The sequence below is a fragment of the uncultured Gemmiger sp. genome (assembly GCF_934561205.1).
Taxonomy (GTDB): Bacteria; Bacillota; Clostridia; order Oscillospirales; family Ruminococcaceae; genus Gemmiger.
This window is the reverse complement of sequence record NZ_CAKTFU010000001.1, coordinates 1-20,785: the sequence shown is the minus strand read 5'-3', so window position 1 is coordinate 20,785 and position 20,785 is coordinate 1. Positions and strand designations below refer to the sequence as shown.

Genomic DNA, 20,785 nt, shown 5'->3' with positions numbered 1-20,785 from the left:
CTTTCCGTGGGGATGTCGGGTGGATTTTTCCCTTTCCGCTAATATGACACCTGAAACACCCGATTCTGCCCGCTTTTTTGAAAATTTCCAAAAATATTTTTTGAAACAGGCAGATTTTCAGGTGGCAACAGAAAAGCCCAGCAAACCGAAAACGGCCAACCGGGCATAATGGCAGTATTAAACGCGCAGCAGCTACATTGTATAGTACATAGTAAAAGCCCTGCTGACCCTGTGCGGGAGCAAGGCTTTTTTTGACAGTTCAAAGCTAGGCGTTCGATAGAATATCAGGCGCATGGCGGCATCCTCCTATGGCCGCCATACGGACGATGAAACGCTTTGATAAGCAAAAAGAGCCGGCGGCCTTGATTTTCTCAAACACCGCCGGTTCAAAATGGGCGCAAAGAGTCACCTGCTCCAACCAACGGCTTTTTTATTTCCCCTTAGTCGGGGCAGGTTCTCATCATATACTGAAAAAAAGAACCGATAATCACAAGTGAATTCACCTTGTGCATTACCGGCTCTGCGTCTGTGCGTCTGGCTCTTTGATAACAGATATATTCAGTTGTCGTGCGGAGATCAATGTTTCATGCTTGCATTTGGGACAGTACAACGGGAAGTTTTCAAGAACTGTATCTTCTCGTATTCGTACTCGCGTTTTGGAATCGCATACTGGACACAATATCCATGTTTCGATCATTGCTTTGTACCGTCATTCTTGCAGTTCTTGAAACCACGCATAGCAGCCCAAATGCCGATAACAATGATATATGCACAGATACCCAGCGCGACAATAGTTATTTCCGTGCCATAGTCCGAAATAGTGATATTCTGTATCGCCGGGATGGCCCGAAATTGAATGTACGATGTCAAGGCCAGCAACCCAACATCGACGAAAATCATAAGCAATCCAGTCTGCTTGCTTACCTTTTCCTTATCGTATTTCGCACGTTCTTCGGGGCTTTTCGTATTAAATCCTGAAACCAACATACTTCCTTTGCCCGTCAACAAGATAATCGTAGCGATAATAGCGATTGCCACAATCACCCACATAATCCAGATAAACCACATAATCAAAACTCCCTTCAATCCTTGATTAAACTTTGTAATATAAATACTGACCTTTTTTGTCTACCCACGTCACCATTGCTAAAAACAACAGTAAAATGATTGCACAGGCAATCCAACTCCCGATAAACAAAGAACTTGGGAAAAATCTCAACAACAAATATGCCGTTCCGCAGGTAACTACAACTCCAATCAATGCTGTCAAAATCGCTGGTAGGCTTTGCTTGATAATGTGGGTGACATTCTCCCATTCAAAATTTGGGAAAATAAGATTTAAGATGTAGCCTATCATTCCAATCAGCACCGAACATAGCAAAGGAAAAGCATACCCCAGCATAGCTTTAGGGAAAGACCATTGCAAATACAATGCCATGATGGTATTCAAAACAAAAATTGTCGGTACAGACATTGAGAGATGGTGCAGCAGCTTTACTCGAAAGAGGCTCTTTGCCGCAATGGGTAAGGATTTCAGTATTTCAATCTGTTTCCCCTCGATAGAAATACTGACATAGGTTGTGCAGGATATTGTTGTCAAGATAGAAAAAGCATATATGAACAGCACATCATAATCAGCAAAAGGCACCTGAAAATATTCGGCCAACTGATAAATGTATGGTGTGATCTTATCCGACATTAAAACAACCAGCAGAACAAAGACCGCAGCAAAAAGCAATCCGCAGGCGGTATTGGTTAGATATACTGGAAGCGAAAAATAACGTGTGCGCTCTCTTTCTAAAAGAGCAGATACCGGGCTGTGCTGTTCCGTGGTTTCTTTGTTCCAATCGACGGGCTGACTTTTTGAGCCTTGTATTGCATCATTGCTATACCAGTTACGAAATATTTTGATTAGACCATAGAGCAGAGTAACGCCTATCAGGAATACCCCGCCGAAGTATAAACCTATCAACAGATAGTCCCCGTTAAGCAATCGGTGAATATACCGGCCTGCATAAAGTGTAAAAGTCGAGGTAGAAATAACATCCCCAAAATTTCCGGCAGCTATATCAGGGAATTTGCAGAACATAAAGATCATAAATGCAAACAAAACCAGAATAGCCGCCGCTGCCTTTAGTCGGGCGATACGAGCAGAGGAACTTTTCAAGATGCGGTAAATCTGTGTTCCGATCATTGTTCCCAAAAGGCCGGGAATGACAGGAAAGAGGATTGTTATTTCAAGCACAATTAGATAAAACGGAAATCCCATATCTGCGGTCAGGCCAAACAGCACCATCATAGGAAGCAGCAGAGCCGCAGTAAGGGCTACTTCAACTATAAACAAGACACTCAATTTTGAGAGTATCAATGTACGCAGCGGAATTGGAAGCGCAAGCACACTGTCAATGTTAGTATCGCTAAGGAGCAGGCCGCTTCCCCAAAAAACACTAATCGCAATATTGAGTATCACGCAGATTAGCGCCATAGGAACAACAAGTTCTATGACTACTTCTTCCAACGACCACGCAATAGAATAAATGATTTTCAAGGAGTAAATCAGGTATGCAAGCAATCCCATTAGGATCGCGGCTATAAGCATATACAAAGTGATCGTTTTTGTGCGGTTCTTTGTATCTGCATATCGAAGCTGATTGGCATGAGATAGCTGCAAAAGATTATTCCTTAGTAGGGGTAACAGAAATTTCATCGCCATTCATCTCCATAAATACTTCTTCCAAACCCTTTGTTCCAACGATTTCTGTTGTCCTGCCGGAATACAGTAATTGTCCATGCTTAATAACGGACACTTTATTGCACACCTTTTCTACCACATCAAGAATATGGCTTGAAAACAGAACGGAATTTCCACTTGCACAGAGTTCTTTCATCTGCTCTTTCAGGATCACAAATGCCTCCGGGTCTAATCCGACGAAAGGTTCATCCAATATCAGCAGTTTAGGCGTGTGTGAAAAGGCGGCAATCAGCGCAAGTTTCTGTTTCATGCCGTGGGAGTAAGAGGAAATCAAGTTATTCAAATGCGGCCCCATCTGAAAAGCCAAGGCCAATTTCTCGAAGTTTTGTTTCCGCATCTTGGACGGTACTTCGTAAATATCACAGATAAAGTTGATATACTGCAATCCTGTCATATACTCGTCAAGCTGGGGATTATCTGGCACATACGCCATCTTCTGCTTACAAGCCAACGGTTCTTTTAGGACAGAAGTTCCATCCAAAAGGATTTCTCCCTCGTCAATGCCGATGATACCTAAACAGGCTTTCAATGTTGTGGTTTTGCCAGCTCCATTCTTTCCGATGAAGCCCATTATGTCGCCATCTTCCACGACAAAACTAAGGTTGCTTACAGCCTTTTTCGCACCGTAGCTTTTGGATAAGTTCTTGATTTGTAACATAGCATTCCTTGCCTTTATTTAGAAAAATTTCAAAATGAAACTCAAAAAAAAAAATAACCGTTCCGCCACCAAAGTTCTTGTTGGGGAAATTCACTTCATCCCCAAATAAATCATGATGCCCGTTGCTACGAATGCAACAACAGCCATGATATAGTACATATACGGCTTTGCATTCTCTTTCTGCCTTACGGTAAAGCCAGAAATGAGGTTCAGCAGGACGCAAGCCACAGGGACGCCGAACACTACAACATTGCGGGGCCAGAAAGAATTTGCAACTCCGGTAGAATCAAAGTGGACGGGGATAGACGCCGGCAGGCGGTTATAGAAAGCGAGAAAGACTACCAGCGTCAATGCACACAAAATGGTGCTGATAACAATATGCTTCGTTGCGGACTTCATAAGTATTACCTCCTTTAATTGCTTCGTTTCCTCTTAAAATAGAGGACAAGCGAATAGACCAACGGGACAATGCCAACCAGAAAAATGATTAGCGGAACGGTTACAAAAACAAGATTGTGTAGTGGATGAAGAATGCTGACAATACCGGCTAATATCCATGTGTAGCCGCCCAGCCGATGCGTCTTGTACCAGCCTTCTTCATCATTGAATAACCATGGAAACTTTAGCCCGATATAGGGGTTGATGTGGTTTTTGGGGAAATAATTGCCGCTGACAATAAATAAAATGCCAATAAAGACATACCAATAAGTATCTTGCATAGTCTTAGCGGGAAAAAGTACGGAATATACCTGCGGGATCAAATATACAACTCCCGCAATCGGCATAATCCATTTACCCAAAGATACTAACGCCTTGGCTCCGTTTGTCGAAGCGATTTTGATACTAAGCGCAAGGTTCAGAACAATATTCAGCAAAACGGCAATCACATAGAGCAGAATATAGTTTTCGTTGCTGGCCTCGCCCATGTGGGACAGAGCGAATGCTACGATGGACAAAATAATGCAAATTGTACTTGTCAGAAACAAGGTTCGTTTATTTTTGGGGTTCATCTTTATCCTCCTGAAATTGCATAAGCCACATGACAACACTTTCAAATACCGATGTATTGATTTCATAATAGATGTATTTCTGATAGCGTGTTTCAAAAATCAAATCAGCCTTTTTTAGAGTGGAAAGGTGGTATGAAATAGTGGCATTAGTCAAGTCAAATTCTGCGGCAATTTCACCGGCTGACATCTTCCGTTTTTGTTTTAGTTTCAGTAGTATCTCCCGTCGGACAGGATCACTTAATGCTTTGAAAATATTAGGTAAACTCACAGTGCTTTCACCTTTGCCCCCCTGTTATTTTGAAAAATCTCTAAATGATATTTTCATTGTAGCACAATAAGAAAGAAAGTCAACACTCATTTTGAAAATTCTCTAAATGGCTTTCTTATGGGCTGTTCAGGATGGCCCAGATTAGTCTACTCTGGTGTCATGGTTATGTATTGCCATAATCAAATAAACATGAATTATAAAATGTAGACAGAACGGACATAGCAACATTTCGCCAATCGCTCATGAACTATAAAATGTATATGGGTGATGCAGAATGGCGAAAATTGAGGACTGTCCCGGCTTTGAAACGTTCGGAGCGGATGTCAAGGCAGCACGAAAGGCAAAACAGCTTTCCCGCAGTGCGCTGGCCGACATGATACATTGCGACAGCCGGTATCTTGCAAACATTGAAAACGAAGGCACGCTGCCCAGCCTGCCGGTAGTGATTCAGCTGATAAAAATTTGCGGTCTGCCCGTAGAGCGGTACTTCAACCCGGAACTCATGCGGGAAGAAAGTGCGGAACGTCAGCGGGTCAGCCACAAGCTGCAGCTTTGCCCGGAAGAATACTTACCCATCGTAGAAGGTGCCATTGACGGTGCCTTACGAATCCATGAACAGGAAAAAGAGCCCGTGTGTGTCTGATTGTCATGCACGGTCATTGAGAGGATGCAAAAGCGTCCTCTTATTTTTTTGCATTTTGCGGGCAAAACGGGGGTGTTGTGGTGTCATAGTAGTGGGGAAAGGTAACGTAGCAAGCATAGGGAGTGTAGCCACTCCCGGCAAAAATGCTTGCTGGGGAGTACCCCAGACCCCCAAGAAACGAGGTGAAACTATGACGAACCGAACCCGAAAAATTGTTCTGCGTGTTCCCGTGACGCCGGAGGAACAGGAACTTATCCGGCAGAAGATGGCTCTGCTGCACACACGGAATTTTTCTGCCTACGCCCGGAAGATGCTGATAGATGGTTATGTTGTCCACATCGACACCACCGGCATCCGGGAACAGACCGCCGAACTGCAAAAGATTGGCGTCAATGTCAATCAGATTGCACGGCGGCTGAACAGCATGGGGCCGCTGTACACACAAGACGTTGCGGACATCAAAGGAGCGCTGGCACAGATATGGCAGTTACAAAGATACATCCTATCAAGTCAACGCTGAAAAAGGCACTGGACTACATCGAGAATCCAGCCAAGACGGATGAAAAAATGCTGGTGTCCTCCTTTGCCTGCTCCTATGAAACCGCCGACATCGAATTTGAACTGCTGCTATCACAAGCCATGCAGAAAGGCAACAATCTGGCCCACCACCTGATACAGTCTTTTGCGCCGGGCGAAACCACGCCGGAGCGGGCCCACGAGATTGGCCGGCAGCTTGCAGATGAAGTCCTGCAAGGCAAATACCCGTATGTGCTGACCACGCACATTGACAAAGGGCACGTCCATAATCACATCATCTTCTGTGCTGTGGACATGGTGAATCAGCGAAAGTATGTTTCCAACCGACAAAGCTATGCCTACATCCGGCGCATCAGCGACCGGCTGTGCAAGGAACATGGCCTGTCCGTGGTAATGCCCGGCCAAGACAGGGGCAAGAGCTATGCCGAGTGGGACGCGCACCGCAAGGGCACGAGTTGGAAGGCGAAGCTGAAAGCCGCCATAGATGCAGCCATTCCGCAGGCCAAGGATTTTGACGATTTTCTGCGGCTCCTGCAGGAGCAGGGCTACGAGGTAAAGCGTGGCAAGTATGTTTCGTTCCGTGCGCCCGGACAGGAACGGTTCACCCGCTGCAAAACACTGGGAGAAGCCTATACCGAGGAAGCTATTACCGAGCGCATTAAAGGACGGTCCGTGGAACGGAAGCCCAAAGAAAACCATAAAATTTCGCTGCGGATTGATTTGGAGAACAGCATCAAGGCCCAGCAGTCCGCAGGGTATGAGAAGTGGGCAAAACTCCACAATCTGAAACAGGCTGCCCGGACGCTGAACTTTCTGACGGAGCATGAAATTGATAGTTACCCGGATTTGGAAAGCCGGGTGGCCGAGATCACCGCCGCCAGCACCGAAGCTGCCGCCGCATTGAAAGCAGCAGAGCGCCGGCTTGCTGAAATGGCCGTGCTGATAAAGGATGTCACCACCTGTAAAGAACTGCGCCCACTGTTGCAGGAGTATCAGCGGGCTGCTGACAAAAAGCAGTTCCGACGTAAGCATGAAGGAACCTTGATTCTCTATGAAGCAGCGGCGAAAGCTCTAAAAGAGCAGGGCTTTCAAAAGCTGCCCGACCTCTACGCCCTGAAAAACGAGTATAAGCAACTGGCCGAGCAGAAAGACCAGATGCAGCGGCAGTACAATGATGCCAAACGCCAGATGCAGGAGTATGGCATCATAAAGCAGAATGTGGACGGCATTCTGCGGACAGCACCGGGAAAGGAGCAGATGCAGGAACGGTAAATCTGCACAAAATATTGTTCGGATTTTTGAATCCCAAACGCTTAGACCGGGTGGCGTTTCCGCCCGAAATCATGTAAAATAGACTTAGACAACGAAAGCGAGGAACCCTCTATGGCAGAAGTGAACGATAACGGCTCTATCCAGCTTTTTGAAGATCAGAAAATCCGTACTGCATGGGATGCAGAAAAGGAAGAATGGTATTTTTCGATTATTGATGTTATTTCTGTTTTAACTGGAACAGCCAATCCACGGCGTTATTGGAGCGATCTTAAGCGTAAGCTGAAAGCTGAGGGGGCAAATGAGTTGTACGAAAAAATCGTACAACTGAAAATGTTGTCCTCTGATGGAAAACGGTACAAGACAGATGTCGCCAACACCGAACAGCTTTTGCGTATCATCCAGTCCATCCCGTCCCCGAAAGCTGAACCGTTCAAGGCATGGCTGGCAATGGTGGGCAAGGAACGCATCGAAGAAACCATCGACCCGGAGCAAGCTATTGACCGTGCGCTTGATACCTATTTGAAGAAAGGCTACTCCGAAGAATGGATTCACCAGCGGCTTTTGGCAATCCGCATCCGCAACGAACTAACGGACGAATGGAAGAAGCGCGGAGTGCAAAAGGGCAAGGAGTACGCCATCCTGACCGATGAAATCTCCCGCGCATGGTCCGGCATGACCACGGGGCAGTACAAGCGGCTGAAAGGTCTGACAAAAGAAAATCTCCGGGACAACATGACCGATTTGGAACTTGTGCTGACCATGCTGGCGGAAGCATCTACCACGGATATTTCCAAGACTGCAAAGCCGCAGACCTTTGAAGAAAACAAGCAGGTTGCTAAACGCGGCGGCAAAGTGGCCGGCATTGCGCGGCAGGCTCTTGAAGCGGAAACCGGCAAGCCCGTTATCACAGAAAAGAATGCGTTTGACTTCCAGCAGCTTGTGACCGACATTGTAGAAGATGCCGCCGAACTGCCAGAAAATCCCACCGAGAAAAAAGATAAAGACTGATACATGAAAATAGCCGGACACAGCAGCCACAAGGCCACCGTGTCCGGCTATTTCTGTGTTGACAATGGCACATTACTTTCACTGAAAATAATGTGCCATTGTTAAGCTGGCGGTATTATTCACCCGTAAAATCAAACCTCTGCCCGTCAAAGTCAGCATCGGTCATGTACTCTAACTTTGTAATGGTTCCATTCGCCAGCCGCCGCATTTCCGTATCCATGTCCGGCAGGACGGCCAGCATCCGCGCCATCGTCCGGCGGCGGTCAGAGGTGTGGTACACACAGATCAAATTTTCTTCTTCTACGCTGAAATTCATGCGTTAGACCTCCATTTCGTATTGTTTGCTGCAGGCCGCTGCTTTTTTCGGGCTGGCGGTCTGTTTCGTTTCGGAAAGCTGCTTGCGGACAGAAGCACGGGGTTTGCGAATGTTCTTATCTCGGTTCTCGTTTTTGTCAACCAGCGCGTAGATGCCAAAACGGTCTTTTACGCTGGACAGATGTAAAGATTTATACGGCAGCATGGCAAGCAGCTGGTCAGTGTCCCGGCTGGATGCCAGCTTGGTGAAATAGGGCGATACCTCTACCATGAAATGATTCTTGTCCGGGCTGTTGGGAGCAGCCAGACGCTTCATATCGGCTACGATACGCTGTGCCTCGGCCTCGATCAGCCCGGTGTGCAATGCCGCAAGGTGTTCTTTGAAATCACCGGGTCGTGCAGGTTCCCGGCTGCGCTGCTCCTGCCGGATGACCGCTTGCAGAAGCTCCGGGTCGCGGGGCTGCATTTCATACCGCACGAGTGCCCCGAAATATTTGTCCGGGTGGCTGTCGAAATGCTCTTTGGGGCCAATCTCCCGCATCCCACTTTCGTAGATCAGGCGGTTGGCGCCCACGGACAAGGCTGCATCCCGGATATGCTGGAAATGCTGCTGGTAATCCAGTTCATACAGATTGCCCTGCACAGTTCCGTTGGCCGCGCCGGTCAGTTCTACTGCGTAGGCAAGAATCCTGTCGTGGGTCTGTTCGCCGCAGAATTTCCATGTGTTGTAGGCTTGTGTATCTTTGAGCAGCACGTCCCGTTCCCGGAAGCAGAATGTTCCAGAAGGCCGGGACAACCACAACAGAATCTTATCTTCCGGCTGGCCGCTGCGGGCGGCCTCCCGCAGCATTTTGATGTCATAGGCAAAATCGCTCTGATAGTATGCGGTGTTCTGGTGCATAATGGCTTCCAGCGCAGCGATCAAGTCCATATTTTCAAACTTCTGCACGGTTTACACCTCCAATTCTTTTGTCTTTTCCCGTGGCGGCGGTTGCTTGCTCTGCTCCTTTTTTGCGGCATCCAGCTGTACCCGGATGGACGGCTTTTTCGGCTTGGCTGTGCGTGACTTCTTGGCTTTTGGTGCCTTTTCCTCGGCCTTGACTGCGGCGGCAAGGTCCGTCAGAGAAATTTGTTCTCCGGCCTTTGCTTTGGCTTCCAACTCACCTAAAGAGGGCGCATTGTTCAGCACACCGTCAATCATGTTTTCGTTTTGTTCGGTGGAAAGTTCTGCGGTGCGCAGCGGGTTTTCCCGCAAGAACTCTGGCACCTGCTGGAAGCCCACACTATCGCAGTAGTGAGCGGTATTTTGTCCGTTCTGGTGCAGCACTACCACATCCGAAACGGACAGCGAGTGTCCCTTGAAATCTGCCGGATAGTCCACATTGAATGTGCGGTAGATGTCCTCCAACGTGGTACCAGCAGTCAGCGGCGCGGCGTATACTTCCGTATAGTTGGCCTTGTCCACGGTCAAACCGGCAGCCTGCAGGCGGTCGTAGGGCTCAAAACGGTAATCGCGGGTGGAATCTTCATTGCGCAGCTGGTAGATGGAAAAGCTGTCCTGCTGCGGTGCTTCAAAGCCTGCCGCTGCGTATTCCTCTACGGTCATTCCGGCAGCAGCCGCTTCCTGCGCGATCTCGGCCTGCACCTGTGCCTTGTAATCCTGCAAGCTCTGGTCAAAGTCAGCCAGCTTGGGCGGTTCCGGCAAGTTATACTGGCCTTGGTTAAGCAGCGGGCGGCAGTCCTGCACATAGGCCACAACAGTGTTGTAATAGGCAGCCTGTTCCGGCGAAATGTTCTGTCCCTCCCGCAAAGCGGCGGTGGCTGCCTGTTCCATGGCCGAAAGATTGCAATGTTGTTTGAGGTACGGGATAAACTCGGTCAGCACCATTTCCCGCTCTGCCTTGTCTTGTTCCCACGCTTCCGGGCCTTTGTTGTGCAGAACAAAATTTTTCCAGTTCTCGTCCTTGGCGTAGTATTCGTGGTAGTTCTGGATATGCTGAATCAAAGAACCCTCTCCGTCACCAAAATCCTGCCGCCCCTCGTAGTTGTCCGGCTGGCCGTTCATAGTAAAGTCAATGCGGAAGGCTGTTTTGTCGTACCAGCCGCCCGTGTAGCCGTCCTTTTCCCGGTCAGTGTGCTGGGCGGCGTCCAGTTCTTCAAAAACACGATTCGCTACGGACAGCGGCATGTTTTCGCCGTCCTGCAGCTTGTCGCTTTCGCTCCAAAGAATCGTGACCGTGGGCTCTGCGGCGGGGTCTGGAATTTTAACAGGTTCTGGAATTTCGTTGGCCTTTTCTGCGGCCTCTTGGAATGCCGCTAGCTTATCGCCCAACAGGACTTCCGACACCGGGGCTGTCTGCCCCAGCAGATTAAGCGCTTCCTGCCCGGCATCCGGCAGGGTCAGACCGGGCGCGTCCAGCTGGCCTCCGTCCAGAGCCGTGTGGTCCGGGCCATACAGAGTGTAGTCATAGCCAGAATCGCAGTTCTGGATGAACAGCGTATTGCCATTATCCAGCGCAAATGCAGCCTCCTGTGCAGTGGAAAGTTCTGTTTCCCGCTGCTGGCGCAGTTCTGCCAGATGTTCGTCCAGCGCGGAGATCAGTTCATGGGCCGTATTGCGGATAATTTCCAGAGAGGCTTTCAACTCGGCCAGTTCCCGGCCCGAACTCCACCCGGCCACATAACCAAAGGAATACTCGGATGTGTCCAGCCCGTAGTACTGGCAAACAGCATAGGCCACACTTTCGGCCTGTACCTCGCGGGTGCGGCTGTCCGGGCGGTTAGTCTGTTCTGGGTCGTTCGGGTCGATGGCGTGCAGCTTGGCATGGGCAATCTCGTGGATGGCCGTTTTGATGGTTTGCAGCTGGCTCATGCCCTCCTGAATTGCAATGCGGTTGTCGAGCAGATGAAAGTAACCGTGCGCCCCGCCCTCGATGTCCTCAAACCCGATGGGCACCGGGGAAGCCTGCTCCAACGCTCTGAAAAAATCTTGGTAGTCCTGCACGCTGCCGGACAGTTCATTCACTGCAATAGAGGGCAGCGGTTCGCCCTCGGTCTGGCTGACATCGAACACGGACACCACCTTGAAAGCCGGAATCTGCACCGTCTTTTCTTCCGTCAGCGGCTTGCCGTCCTTGTCCAGAATCGGCTTGCCCTGTTCGTCCAGCTTTTCCATCTTCTGCTTGACCTTGTACGGCGCAGGAGCCAGAATCTTGATGCCTTTTTCGCCTTTCTTTACGGTGCGGTGGAACGTGTCTTTCCACTTGTTGAAGCCCGCCACCAGCTGCCCGCCCTGCATGGCGATCAGCAAGGTGTTGTTGAAGCTGTAATTGTGGAATTTCGCCATCGTGGTGAGGTAGGCCTTGTAGCGGTCACTGCCGAACAACTGCTGAATGCCCGTTTCCAGCCGGTCCGTGATTTCTTTCATGCGTTCCGCGCTGTCCTTGCCGTTTAGGATAATGGGAATAACTTTCTGCGGTTCCGTTTCAGGCTGAACAGGTGGCGGGATGTTGGCCGAATCTCGCAAAACTTCCGGCGCAGGAAAGGACAGCACCCGGTATTCCTCCGGCACAGGCTGGCCCTCGTGGACTTTCTGCCACGCGTCCCCGCTTTTGACAAGGTAGCCATACTCGGTAAACACGCCCTGCTCCTGCTGGGCCACATACCGGCCGAACTGTGCCGTGTCGATGCCGCCTTTCCATTCTTCCGGCATATCCACCATGCCGGAGCGATTCAGGTAGTAATCTCCTAGCTGGGCAGGCCCGTGCACATCCGGCAGATGCACATAGTAGTCCACGTTTTCGGGAAAGTCGGTGATTCTCCCGATGCTGAAAAGCTCACTCTGCGGGGCTTGCAGGGCGGCGTTCAGCTCTGCGCGTTCCCCGGTAGAGAGTGTTTCCAGTCGTGATGCCAGAAAGTTCAGCTCGTCCACATTGGATGCCAGCACCATGTTGTAGGGGATGGCAAAACGCTTTTCTTCCTCGGCAAAATAGCCGGAAATGAAAAGGCCCTGCGGATTATCGGACGAAATGCCGATTTGCCGCAGGGCCGCTTGTACCTGTTCGGTTGTAGTGGGCAGGTCCAGCCAGACGCCATCCCTGCCTTGCTGCTGCCGATTTTGCAGCTGGATGGAAAATAATTCGCTCATTTGGTCACACTCCTTTTTTGCTATCCTACGGATAGAGAGAGCCGGTTATGGCAAAATGAATGCTTCACCTTACCATAACCGGCCCTCGTATTTTTGCCTTACTCTTTGCGCTCTACCCGGTAATTGACGTACTTGCCTCCCGTATCTGCCAGAAGCACCGTTGCATCATAGGTTTTGCCTGTCTTTTCGGAATAGAGGCCCTTGACCTTTGCCTTACCGTTTTTGAGCAGAGCAGCGGCGATCTTCGGTGTGAACGCCTTTTTGCGCTGCTCAAAGAAGCGGTCATTCTTCCACATCACGAACTGACAGCCACGATTTCCGCAGTAGAAGTTTTTCTTGCCCTCGTAGACGTTTTCACCACACCGGGGACACTTGCCGATGATAACCCGTTCCGGCTGGAACAGGTTTTGCTTGTCCGCACTGATGCAGGAATAGGTCTTGACCAACTGGCGCACCTGCGCCTCAATTTCGGCCATGAAATCGTCCGGGTCTGCATTGCCCTTGGCAATCTCGGTCAGGCGATTTTCCCATTCAGCGGTCAGGACGGGAGAGGTCAGGCTTTCCGGCAGAACCACCGCCAGATTGATGCCGTCCTTGGTGGGGATAAGCTGTTTGCCCTTGCGCTGCACAAAGCCCATTTGCACCAGCTTTTCCAGAATCGCGGCACGGGTGGCGGGTGTGCCCAGCCCCTTGCGTTCCGCATGGCCCAGGCCACCCTCTCTTGCTCCTGCGGAGCAATTCACCTTGTCCTCCGGCATATCTTCGGCCCCGGCCCGCTCCATTGCTGACAGGAGCGTATCTTCGGTGTAGGCTTTCGGCGGGGACGTGAAGTGTTCCGAAACGTTAGCCGTCACGGAAAAACTCTGTCCCTCGGCCAGTTCCGGCAGGGTGTTCAGCACTTCTTCCTCGGTATCTGCTTTCAGGTTGGAGCGGAACCGCTGGTCGATTTCTTTCCAACCGGGAACAAGCACCGTCTTTCCCTTGGCGGTGAACTCGTTCCCGGCGCAGGAGAACACAGCAGTCACAGTTTCGTACTCATGGGGCGCAGCCACGGCGCAGAGCAGCTTGGAGCAGACAAGGTTCATCAGCTTGCATTCACTCTCGGCAAGACCAGTGAAACCCTGCTTTACAAATTCGGACGTGGGGATGATGGCGTGGTGGTCCGATACCTTTTTGCTGTTCAGAATCCGGCCCACTTCCGGGGTCAAGTCAAGCCCTTGGGTAAAGGGCAGCAGCTCCAGCAGGTCAGACACAAGATGTTGTGCTGTCTGGCCCATATCCTCGGTCAGATATTGGCTGTCGGTGCGGGGATAGGTCAGCAGTTTCTTTTCATAAAGCTGCTGGGCGTAATCAAGGGTCTGTTTTGCGGTAAAACCGAACAGACGGTTTGCTTCCCGCTGCAAGGTGGTCAGGTCATAGAGCTTGGGCGGCTGTTCTGTCTTTTTCTCCCGCTTGACAGAAGTACAGACGGCAACTGCACCCGTGCATTTTTCTTTGAGAGAATTTGCAGTTTCCGCATCAGAAATGCGCTCACTGTCCGCTTTCAGGCTGCCGGACTGGATGCCGACCGTGTAATACTTTTCTTTCTGGAAGCGCAGGATTTTTGCATCCCGGTCCACCAACATTTTCAGTGTCGGGGTCTGCACCCGGCCTACCGTCAGGGTTTTGTGATACAGCACCGAAAACAGTCGCGTTGCATTGATACCCACCAGCCAATCCGCCTTTGCACGGCAGAGGGCCGATTGATACAGAGCATCATAATCCGAATCCGGGCGCAGGTTTGCAAAGCCCTCCCGGATAGCGGCATCCTCCATGCTGGAAATCCAGAGCCGCTTCACAGGTTTTGTGCAACCGGCCATTTGGTAGACGAAACGGAAAATCAGTTCTCCCTCCCGGCCTGCATCGGTCGCGGCGGTCACACTGTCCACATCCGGGCGGTTGAGCAGAGAGCGCACAATTTCAAACTGCTGTTTCTTTTCGTCCGGGACAATGAACTGCCACGGCTGGGGCAGGATGGGCAAATCCTCATACCGCCACTTGCAGTATTTTTCATCGTACTGGCCTGCCTCTGCAAAGGACACCAGATGCCCGATGCACCAGCTGACCAGATACCCGCCGCCCTGCCAATAGCCGGTTTGCTTTTCGGTGGCCCCGATCACGGCGGCAATGCTGCGGGCCACACTGGGCTTTTCGGCAATCACCAGCTGAACGCTCATGTTTCATCCTCCTGTCCGTCCTCCGAATGAATCTCGATTTCAGCCGGTTCCTCGTCTGCATCCTCGTCCTCGCCAAAATCGTACTCGTCCAGATCATCGTGCCCGGTGGTATCGGCCTTGGGCTTGCGGAACTTGAAATAATAGAGGGCCGCGCCGCCGCCAGCCAGAGCCAGCACCAGCAGAATCATCAGACTGCCCATGTTGGACTTCGGCTTTTCCTGCGGCGTTTCGGTGTCGGTTTTCACGGCTTCCGGGGCCGTGCAGTTACGCAGGCTCTTTTCACACAAGGGGCAGTTTTCGTTGACGTTTCCGGCCTCACATTTCACCGTGCAGGTGCAGACTTCGGCGGCCTGCGGTTCTTCATCCAGCAGAGCCAGCAAGTCGGCATCGTCCACTTGGTTCAGGAAGTGAACGGACGTTTCCTTGTCCTCGTTGGCACGGTCAATGAGAATGTAAAAATAATTCCCGGCTTTGGTGGTCACGGTGATAAGCTGCTTGTCGCCGTAAAAATCATCCACCAGTGTTGCATTGCCCTTGGGCGTGATGGACACGCCCTCCGGCTCCATGCCGCCCGTAGTCGGTTCTTCCTCGGTAATTTCCGGCAGAGGTTCCGGGGCTGGGTCAGTGCCGCTTGCAAAAGCAGGCATGGAGAACGAACAGAGGCAGAGCAGGATAGCCAGCAGCCCAGCAGCGAAGCGGTTCCAGTTGTCAGGTTTCATCGGCGGCATCCTCCTGTTTGTGGTACGGGGTGACGGTGGGGGCGGCGTTCAGCGCACCGCTGCGCAGAAAAGCCGCAAACTCGTCCGGTTTCATGTTCATGCTGCGCACCAGCTGAATGATCTGCAGGTTTTCCTGTTCAGTCTTTGCAGCTTCCAGTTCTTTCAACTGCTGCTGGTATTCAGAGATTTTTTCTTTGAGCCGTTCAATATCGCGCTCAATGCGGGAAAGTCTTTTTGCCATACAAAATCCTTTCTGGCGTCACGGTAAACGCCCATAGCTGTAAAAATGTTCCTGCCAATATTTTGAGTTGAGGTTTGTGTAAGAGATAGGGTCGCCGCAGTGCAGCATGATGGAATTGCCTACATAGATACCGCAATGGCTCACGCCGGGGGTATCGTAGGTTCCCTTGAAAAACACAAGGTCGCCCGGTTTGACCTGCGCCGTCGAAACAGGAGTACAGAGGTTGTAAAGGCCCTGTGCGGTCTGGCGGCCCACGTTCCAGCCGGAGTGATTCAGCACCCACGAAATGTAGCCGCTGCAATCAAAGCTGGTGCTGGGCGAACTGCCGCCCCACACATACGGGTAGCCGATGTACTTCGTGGCTTCCTCCATCATGGCGGCAAACCTATCATCCTTTAGTGCTTCCGGGGGAATATCGTAGTAGGTGGGCTGCTTGATGGTGGACGCATTGGGGTATTGCGCTTTGCCAAACAAATCCGGCCGGTTGCCCAGCGTGCGCATATAGAGCGAATAGGCACTAAGCTGTTCTTCGGTCAGTACTTCCACGGGCAGATGGGATAAATCCTTGTTCTTCAGCTTGACCGTGCAGATGTAGTATTCATACGGTTCTTGGTAGGTGATAACCTGCGGCACACCATACGGGCCAATAATGACCATCATTTTTGTACGGTAACGTATCTGCATGGTCACGGTCTCGGTCAGGATGTACTGCTTTTCAAAGAGCATTTCAAGTTCGCCCTGCACCTCGGCCAATGTAAAAACGCCATCATGGAGCGCGGACAAAATCGAGATCAGCACATAGGGGTCATGCTCGATTTCGTCCAGATAAAAATGGTATTCATCGTAGTTGTGGGTGGCCTCGTAGGTGTCGAGATACCGTTGCAGCTTTTGTTCCAGCTTGGCGTAGGCTTTCTCTGCACCCAGCATATCCTTGTCCTTGGAAAAGTAAGAGGATGCCGTCACGCCGGTTCCAGCGGTGCCCGCCATCACGGTGCAGGACTGCAAGCCCGTTATCAGGAGCAGAGCCAGCAGACCGAACACCGCCACGATCAGAATGGTTTTCCAGTTCCGGGCCGCAAATTCGGCTACCCGTTCGCCGCCCTCGGCCGCCAGCTTTGTTACCCGGAAACCGTTCTCTGCGGTGGCGGCTGCACCCTGCGCGGCGGCTTGTCCGGCCTGCCGTGCAGCTTTGGCATACTGCTGTTTGATACGCCGTTTCTGCCACATCCGGGAAATGGGGTTGCTGGCCGCCTGTGCAATTTGCGGATTGTCCCGCAAGGATTTCTGGTAAAAGTATTCTGCATTGGCAGACATGAGCTGACGCTCTGCCTTTTCCACGGCCTTGTAGGGCTTCATCTTGTGGTGCCGGATGCCGCTGCGGATGGCTTTGGCGGTCTGACGCTCCACCAGTTCTTCACCCTTGTGGCCACCCTCCACACCCACATTTTCGTGTTCGACTTCATGGATTTTTCCGTGAGCGAACAGCAACGCTTCCGATAGCGGGCGGCTGGCCGGGTTTGGTTTCAGGCTGGGTGGGCCTTTGTCCTGCTGCTCAAAACGCAGGGTGGATTTTGCCTTGCCGCTGACAGCATCGTAGACTTTTCCCTTGACCGGAACACGCTTTTTCGGAAGAGCGGCGCGGGCTGCATCCAGCTTGTCGGCTTTCGCTTCCGCCTTTTGGATGTACGGCTGCAACTCTGGGTCTGCCCGTTCTTCTTCGGTCAGTTCCAGACGGGCAGCGGAACGGTGCAAGCAATCTTCACTTTCGGCGGTGGTTGCGGTTTCTGCTGCCTTTTTTGATTTCTTTTTAGCAGAATGTTTTTCTTTGGCATCCTCGGCGCGCTCTAAGATTTTTTCGGTCTTGCCCTCGGCATCCGTGGAGTAATCCTGTTCCGCTTCCCGGCTGGAAACATTCTCCACAGTACCATCAGCCTGATTTTCCACCACCAGACCGTCACGGGTCATGGTCTGGGTGACTTTGGCTTTTGCCTGCAATTCTTTCAAGGAAATTCACCTCCCATCGGACAGCGGCCTGTTTCAATATCCGCAATGTATTTGAGAATCGGGAATACCTGCGGCGGCGAAACCGCATTGCCCAGCGTTTTCATCCGCTTGCTGCGGTTCGGCACATCCTCGGTCAGACGCGGGATGTCGGCTGGCTCTTTGGCCCAAAGGGAATGTCCGTCCATTTGCGCGGGAAACCCATCAGCCACTCTACCCAGTCCGGGTTGAGATAAGGCTTTTCCAGCGTGGTGGGGGTCATGCGGTAGACCACATGGGAAAGCCGCGCTGTCCATGCCTTGCCATCTTTGTTCATCTTGCGGTAGCTGCCATTCGCAGAGATTTGGATGTCCAACCCCTTGCCCACATCCCCGGTGTCGCTGGCAAGGGGCGTGGGCAGCAGCGGAGCCGATGATGAATACCCTTTTGCGTTCGTGCCACGCGCCAACGGCAGCAGCAGGTAATACGAAAACCCGAACATCGTAACCTGCCTGCTCCAAATCAATGAGCGTTTTGTCGAGCCCCATACGGAGGAAGCCAGCAACATTTTCTCCAAGCACCCAACGGGGCTGCAATTCCCGGATGACCCGTAGCATTTCGGGCCAGAGGTAGCGTTCATCGTGGAAGCCGCGCTGCCGCCCTGCGGTGGAGAACGGCTGGCACGGAAAGCCGCCTGAAATGAGGGTGACGGTACGAAGTCCTGTTTTTTCAAAGAAAGCCTCCTTTGTTACGGTTGTGATGTCCTGAAAACGGGGCACCTCCGGCCAGTGGCTTGCCAGTACAGCGGCGGGAAACGCCGCCCACTCACATTGACAGACAGAGGTAAACCCCGCTGCTTCTGCGGCAAGGTCAATGCCGCCGATGCCGGAAAACAAACTGAAATGCGTTAGGCTCATAGCTCCACCACCTCGCTGAGCCGGGTGGTCATAATCTTATAGAGCTGGGTGTTTTTCGGGATGGGGTTTGAGAACGGCAGCACTACGTTTTCAAAAATCAGCAGTCCTTCGCCCGGTTCGGAGTTGTCGATGTACTTCTGCTGGTCTGCGGAAAGGTTCAGCCGTTCCGAAAGGATTTTGCGGTCGCCGGATGCCTGATTCAGCAGAGTGATGAAGTCGCTGTTTTCCAGAATGTTCTCGATTTCCGGGGAAGAAAGAAGGTCCTTCACATTCTGAGTAGCGCCTGTGGGCACGCCGCCCCATTTTCGGAAGCGTTTCCAAATCTCGGCACTGTACGCGGCGGTCTGTTCTTCTTTCAAGAGCAAGTGGAACTCGTCTGCAAAATACCATGTGGCCCGGCCCTGACTGCGGTTCTGGGTGACGCGGCCCCATATCTGGTCTTGGATAATGAGCATCCCCAATTTTTTTAACTGCTTGCCTAACTCTTTGATGTCAAAAGCCACAAGGCGGTTGTGGATGTCCACATTCGTTTTGTGATTGAAAACATTCAGCGAGCCGGACACATACAGGTCGAGTGCCTGTGCTACCCGGTCCGCTTCCGGCAAATGCTGGTCGAGCAGGGCTTGGTGCAAATCGGAGAGGATGGGCATATTCTCCGGGCAGGGATTTGCCAGATAGGGACGGTAGATGGCTTTCACAGCACGGTCTATCACGGTGCGTTCAATCGCTTCCAGACCTGTTTTGCCGCCCATGACCAGCTCACAGAACGACAGCACAAAATCCGACTTCAAGGCCAGCGGGCTGTCATCTTCGGAATAATTCAGGTTGATGTCCAGAGGATTCACATAGTCCTTGCTGGTGGGCGAAAGTTTGATGACCTGCCCATGCAGCCGCTTGACCAGCGGATAATACTCGGCCTCTGGGTCTGAAATAAAAATATCGTCAGCAGTCGTTAAAAACACACTGACGATTTCAGACTTGCAGCTCATGGATTTGCCGCTGCCGGGCGTGCCCAGCTTTAGGCCGTTGGGACACCGGGCCTGCTTGCGGTCCAGCATGATCATGTTGTGGGATTTCGCGTTGATGCCGTAGTACATGGCCGCGCCGCTCTGGAAAAGCTCCTGCGTTACAAAGGGCACGAACACCGCCACGTTGGAGGTGGTAAGGCTGCGCTGAATCTTTATCTGGTTGATGCCCAGTGGCAGGCTGGACACAAGGCCCTGCTCCTGCTGGTAGTCCAGCCGGACGAGCGAGCAGTTGTACTTTTGCGCCACACCAGCCGCTTGGAACACATCGTTGCTCAGCTTTTGCTTGGTGTCGGCCACGTTCATCACCAGAAAGGTCAGCATGAAAAGCCGTTCGTTCCGGGTCTGCAATTTGTTCAGCAGCTTTTTGGCGTCCTCGCCGTAGGTGGCAAGGTCGCTGGGGAGGATGTCCATGTCGTACCCGGAACGGACAGCCTTTTTCTGCTCCTGAATCTTCATGGCATCAAGGTCTGTAATTTTCCGCTTGATGGTCTTGATGGCCTCGGTCTGGTCGATGGCCTGCACATGGAGATTGACGAGAATCCCGCTTTCCGTTTTGAGGAAGTCGGCCAGCATTTCGTCTGAAAGTTCCGGCGCAAGGATTTGTAAAAAGCTCACGGCTCCATACTTGCCGCCCAAACCAAAGGTCTTGGCCGTGCCGAAGCAGAGGGAGGACGGGGCCACAAAATCCTTAGTGGACAGGCCGGAGGGGGCCAGCCAGTCCCAGTCAAAACGGAACGGTTCACCGTCCGGGTGGAAGATACCGTGCAACACCTCCAAACGCTCCTGCCCGTCCATGACGTGCGCCACACAGCCCATGGTCTTGAAGTAGCCCAGAAGGTCAAGGCCAATGCGGGTCAGCCGCGCCCGTGCGTTTTTCAGACTGTCGGCCTCGATGGTGAAGGTCAGATATTTGGTTTTGACGATGCCGTTGTTGCCGCTGGCAAGCTGCTTTTGCAGGATGGCGGTGTACTCGGCGCGGATGTCGTCAAAATCATCCCCCTGCGGTGCGATCTCAAAACTTTTTGCGTACTGCACCGGGTCAACCTTGCGATTCAAAAACGAAAGCTGCACATG

At 51.7% G+C, this 20,785-nt stretch carries 21 protein-coding genes; 5 read left to right on the top strand and 16 right to left on the bottom strand.

All coding sequences use genetic code 11. The features are described from left to right. Positions 1 to 19 precede the first annotated feature (19 nt). Positions 20 to 169: a hypothetical protein gene (locus tag Q0I19_RS00105; RefSeq protein ID WP_156071490.1), complete on the top strand. Its 150-nt coding sequence runs from the start codon at positions 20 to 22 to the stop codon at positions 167 to 169. A gap of 342 nt (positions 170 to 511) precedes the next feature. Here the strand turns inward: Q0I19_RS00105 and Q0I19_RS00100 are convergent, their stop codons facing one another. The 7 genes from Q0I19_RS00100 to Q0I19_RS00070 form a co-directional block, all read right to left on the bottom strand. Beyond that, positions 512 to 697: a cysteine-rich KTR domain-containing protein gene (locus Q0I19_RS00100; protein ID WP_117948268.1), complete on the bottom strand. Its 186-nt coding sequence runs from the start codon at positions 695 to 697 to the stop codon at positions 512 to 514. Continuing rightward, positions 694 to 1,068: a DUF3784 domain-containing protein gene (locus Q0I19_RS00095; RefSeq protein ID WP_117948267.1), complete on the bottom strand. Its 375-nt coding sequence runs from the start codon at positions 1,066 to 1,068 to the stop codon at positions 694 to 696. Before Q0I19_RS00095 ends, Q0I19_RS00100 begins: the two co-directional genes overlap by 4 nt. A gap of 25 nt (positions 1,069 to 1,093) precedes the next feature. Beyond that, complete coding sequence (locus Q0I19_RS00090) at positions 1,094 to 2,707, bottom strand: hypothetical protein (RefSeq protein WP_120020353.1); 1,614 nt, start codon at positions 2,705 to 2,707, stop codon at positions 1,094 to 1,096. Continuing rightward, a complete protein-coding gene (locus Q0I19_RS00085) occupies positions 2,676 to 3,410 on the bottom strand; it encodes an ABC transporter ATP-binding protein (RefSeq protein ID WP_117948265.1) in 735 nt (244 codons plus the stop codon). The genes Q0I19_RS00090 and Q0I19_RS00085 overlap by 32 nt, the downstream gene beginning before the upstream one ends. Positions 3,411 to 3,500: 90 nt before the next feature. Beyond that, entirely contained in the window at positions 3,501 to 3,809 is a 309-nt protein-coding gene (locus Q0I19_RS00080) for a DUF1648 domain-containing protein (protein WP_117948264.1), read from the bottom strand. Positions 3,810 to 3,823: 14 nt separating this feature from the next. Further along, the gene (locus Q0I19_RS00075) at positions 3,824 to 4,420 is read right to left on the bottom strand and encodes an SdpI family protein (RefSeq protein ID WP_120020352.1); all 597 of its coding nucleotides are present in this window, start codon (positions 4,418 to 4,420) and stop codon (positions 3,824 to 3,826) included. After that, positions 4,404 to 4,688, bottom strand: a complete 285-nt coding sequence (locus tag Q0I19_RS00070) for an autorepressor SdpR family transcription factor (protein WP_040342330.1) — start codon at positions 4,686 to 4,688, stop codon at positions 4,404 to 4,406. Before Q0I19_RS00070 ends, Q0I19_RS00075 begins: the two co-directional genes overlap by 17 nt. A 274-nt stretch (positions 4,689 to 4,962) precedes the next feature. Between Q0I19_RS00070 and Q0I19_RS00065 the strand changes: the two genes are divergently transcribed. The 4 genes from Q0I19_RS00065 to Q0I19_RS00050 all read left to right on the top strand — a co-directional run bounded on the left by Q0I19_RS00065 (position 4,963) and on the right by Q0I19_RS00050 (position 8,148). Then, positions 4,963 to 5,331 (top strand): helix-turn-helix transcriptional regulator, encoded by a 369-nt coding sequence (locus tag Q0I19_RS00065; RefSeq protein ID WP_005927725.1) that lies wholly within the window; start codon positions 4,963 to 4,965, stop codon positions 5,329 to 5,331. A gap of 190 nt (positions 5,332 to 5,521) precedes the next feature. Next, positions 5,522 to 5,851, top strand: a complete 330-nt coding sequence (gene mobC / locus Q0I19_RS00060) for a plasmid mobilization relaxosome protein MobC (protein WP_238078443.1) — start codon at positions 5,522 to 5,524, stop codon at positions 5,849 to 5,851. Next, positions 5,812 to 7,140 carry a relaxase/mobilization nuclease domain-containing protein gene (locus tag Q0I19_RS00055; RefSeq protein WP_129873382.1) on the top strand — a complete coding sequence of 443 codons (1,329 nt, stop codon included), beginning with the start codon at positions 5,812 to 5,814 and terminating at the stop codon, positions 7,138 to 7,140. Before mobC ends, Q0I19_RS00055 begins: the two co-directional genes overlap by 40 nt. 111 nt (positions 7,141 to 7,251) lie before the next feature. Further along, on the top strand, positions 7,252 to 8,148 hold the full coding sequence (locus Q0I19_RS00050) for a Bro-N domain-containing protein (protein ID WP_005922866.1): 897 nt from the start codon (positions 7,252 to 7,254) through the stop codon (positions 8,146 to 8,148). A 115-nt stretch (positions 8,149 to 8,263) separates the two neighbouring features. Here the strand turns inward: Q0I19_RS00050 and Q0I19_RS00045 are convergent, their stop codons facing one another. The 9 genes from Q0I19_RS00045 to Q0I19_RS00005 all read right to left on the bottom strand — a co-directional run. Further along, a complete protein-coding gene (locus Q0I19_RS00045; protein WP_253495560.1) occupies positions 8,264 to 8,464 on the bottom strand; it encodes a transposon-transfer assisting family protein in 201 nt (66 codons plus the stop codon). Positions 8,465 to 8,467: 3 nt separating this feature from the next. Continuing rightward, positions 8,468 to 9,394, bottom strand: coding sequence for a hypothetical protein (locus Q0I19_RS00040; RefSeq protein WP_253495615.1), 927 nt, complete (start codon positions 9,392 to 9,394; stop codon positions 8,468 to 8,470). Between the two features lie 21 nt (positions 9,395 to 9,415). Continuing rightward, on the bottom strand, positions 9,416 to 12,610 hold the full coding sequence (locus Q0I19_RS00035) for a YodL domain-containing protein (protein WP_296023114.1): 3,195 nt from the start codon (positions 12,608 to 12,610) through the stop codon (positions 9,416 to 9,418). Between the two features lie 98 nt (positions 12,611 to 12,708). Then, positions 12,709 to 14,826, bottom strand: coding sequence for a DNA topoisomerase 3 (locus tag Q0I19_RS00030; RefSeq protein ID WP_296023112.1), 2,118 nt, complete (start codon positions 14,824 to 14,826; stop codon positions 12,709 to 12,711). Continuing rightward, positions 14,823 to 15,545, bottom strand: a complete 723-nt coding sequence (locus Q0I19_RS00025) for a DUF4366 domain-containing protein (RefSeq protein ID WP_296023111.1) — start codon at positions 15,543 to 15,545, stop codon at positions 14,823 to 14,825. Before Q0I19_RS00025 ends, Q0I19_RS00030 begins: the two co-directional genes overlap by 4 nt. After that, positions 15,535 to 15,786 (bottom strand): DUF4315 family protein, encoded by a 252-nt coding sequence (locus Q0I19_RS00020; RefSeq protein WP_097777297.1) that lies wholly within the window; start codon positions 15,784 to 15,786, stop codon positions 15,535 to 15,537. The genes Q0I19_RS00025 and Q0I19_RS00020 overlap by 11 nt, the downstream gene beginning before the upstream one ends. 18 nt (positions 15,787 to 15,804) lie before the next feature. Next, on the bottom strand, positions 15,805 to 17,790 hold the full coding sequence (locus Q0I19_RS00015; RefSeq protein WP_296023107.1) for a C40 family peptidase: 1,986 nt from the start codon (positions 17,788 to 17,790) through the stop codon (positions 15,805 to 15,807). Further along, positions 17,787 to 18,683 (bottom strand): DNA (cytosine-5-)-methyltransferase, encoded by an 897-nt coding sequence (gene dcm / locus Q0I19_RS00010; protein ID WP_294759359.1) that lies wholly within the window; start codon positions 18,681 to 18,683, stop codon positions 17,787 to 17,789. Before dcm ends, Q0I19_RS00015 begins: the two co-directional genes overlap by 4 nt. Next, a partial coding sequence (locus Q0I19_RS00005; protein WP_296023104.1) for a VirB4-like conjugal transfer ATPase, CD1110 family occupies positions 18,680 to 20,785 on the bottom strand: 2,106 nt, incomplete at its 5' end. The genes Q0I19_RS00005 and dcm, both read right to left, overlap by 4 nt.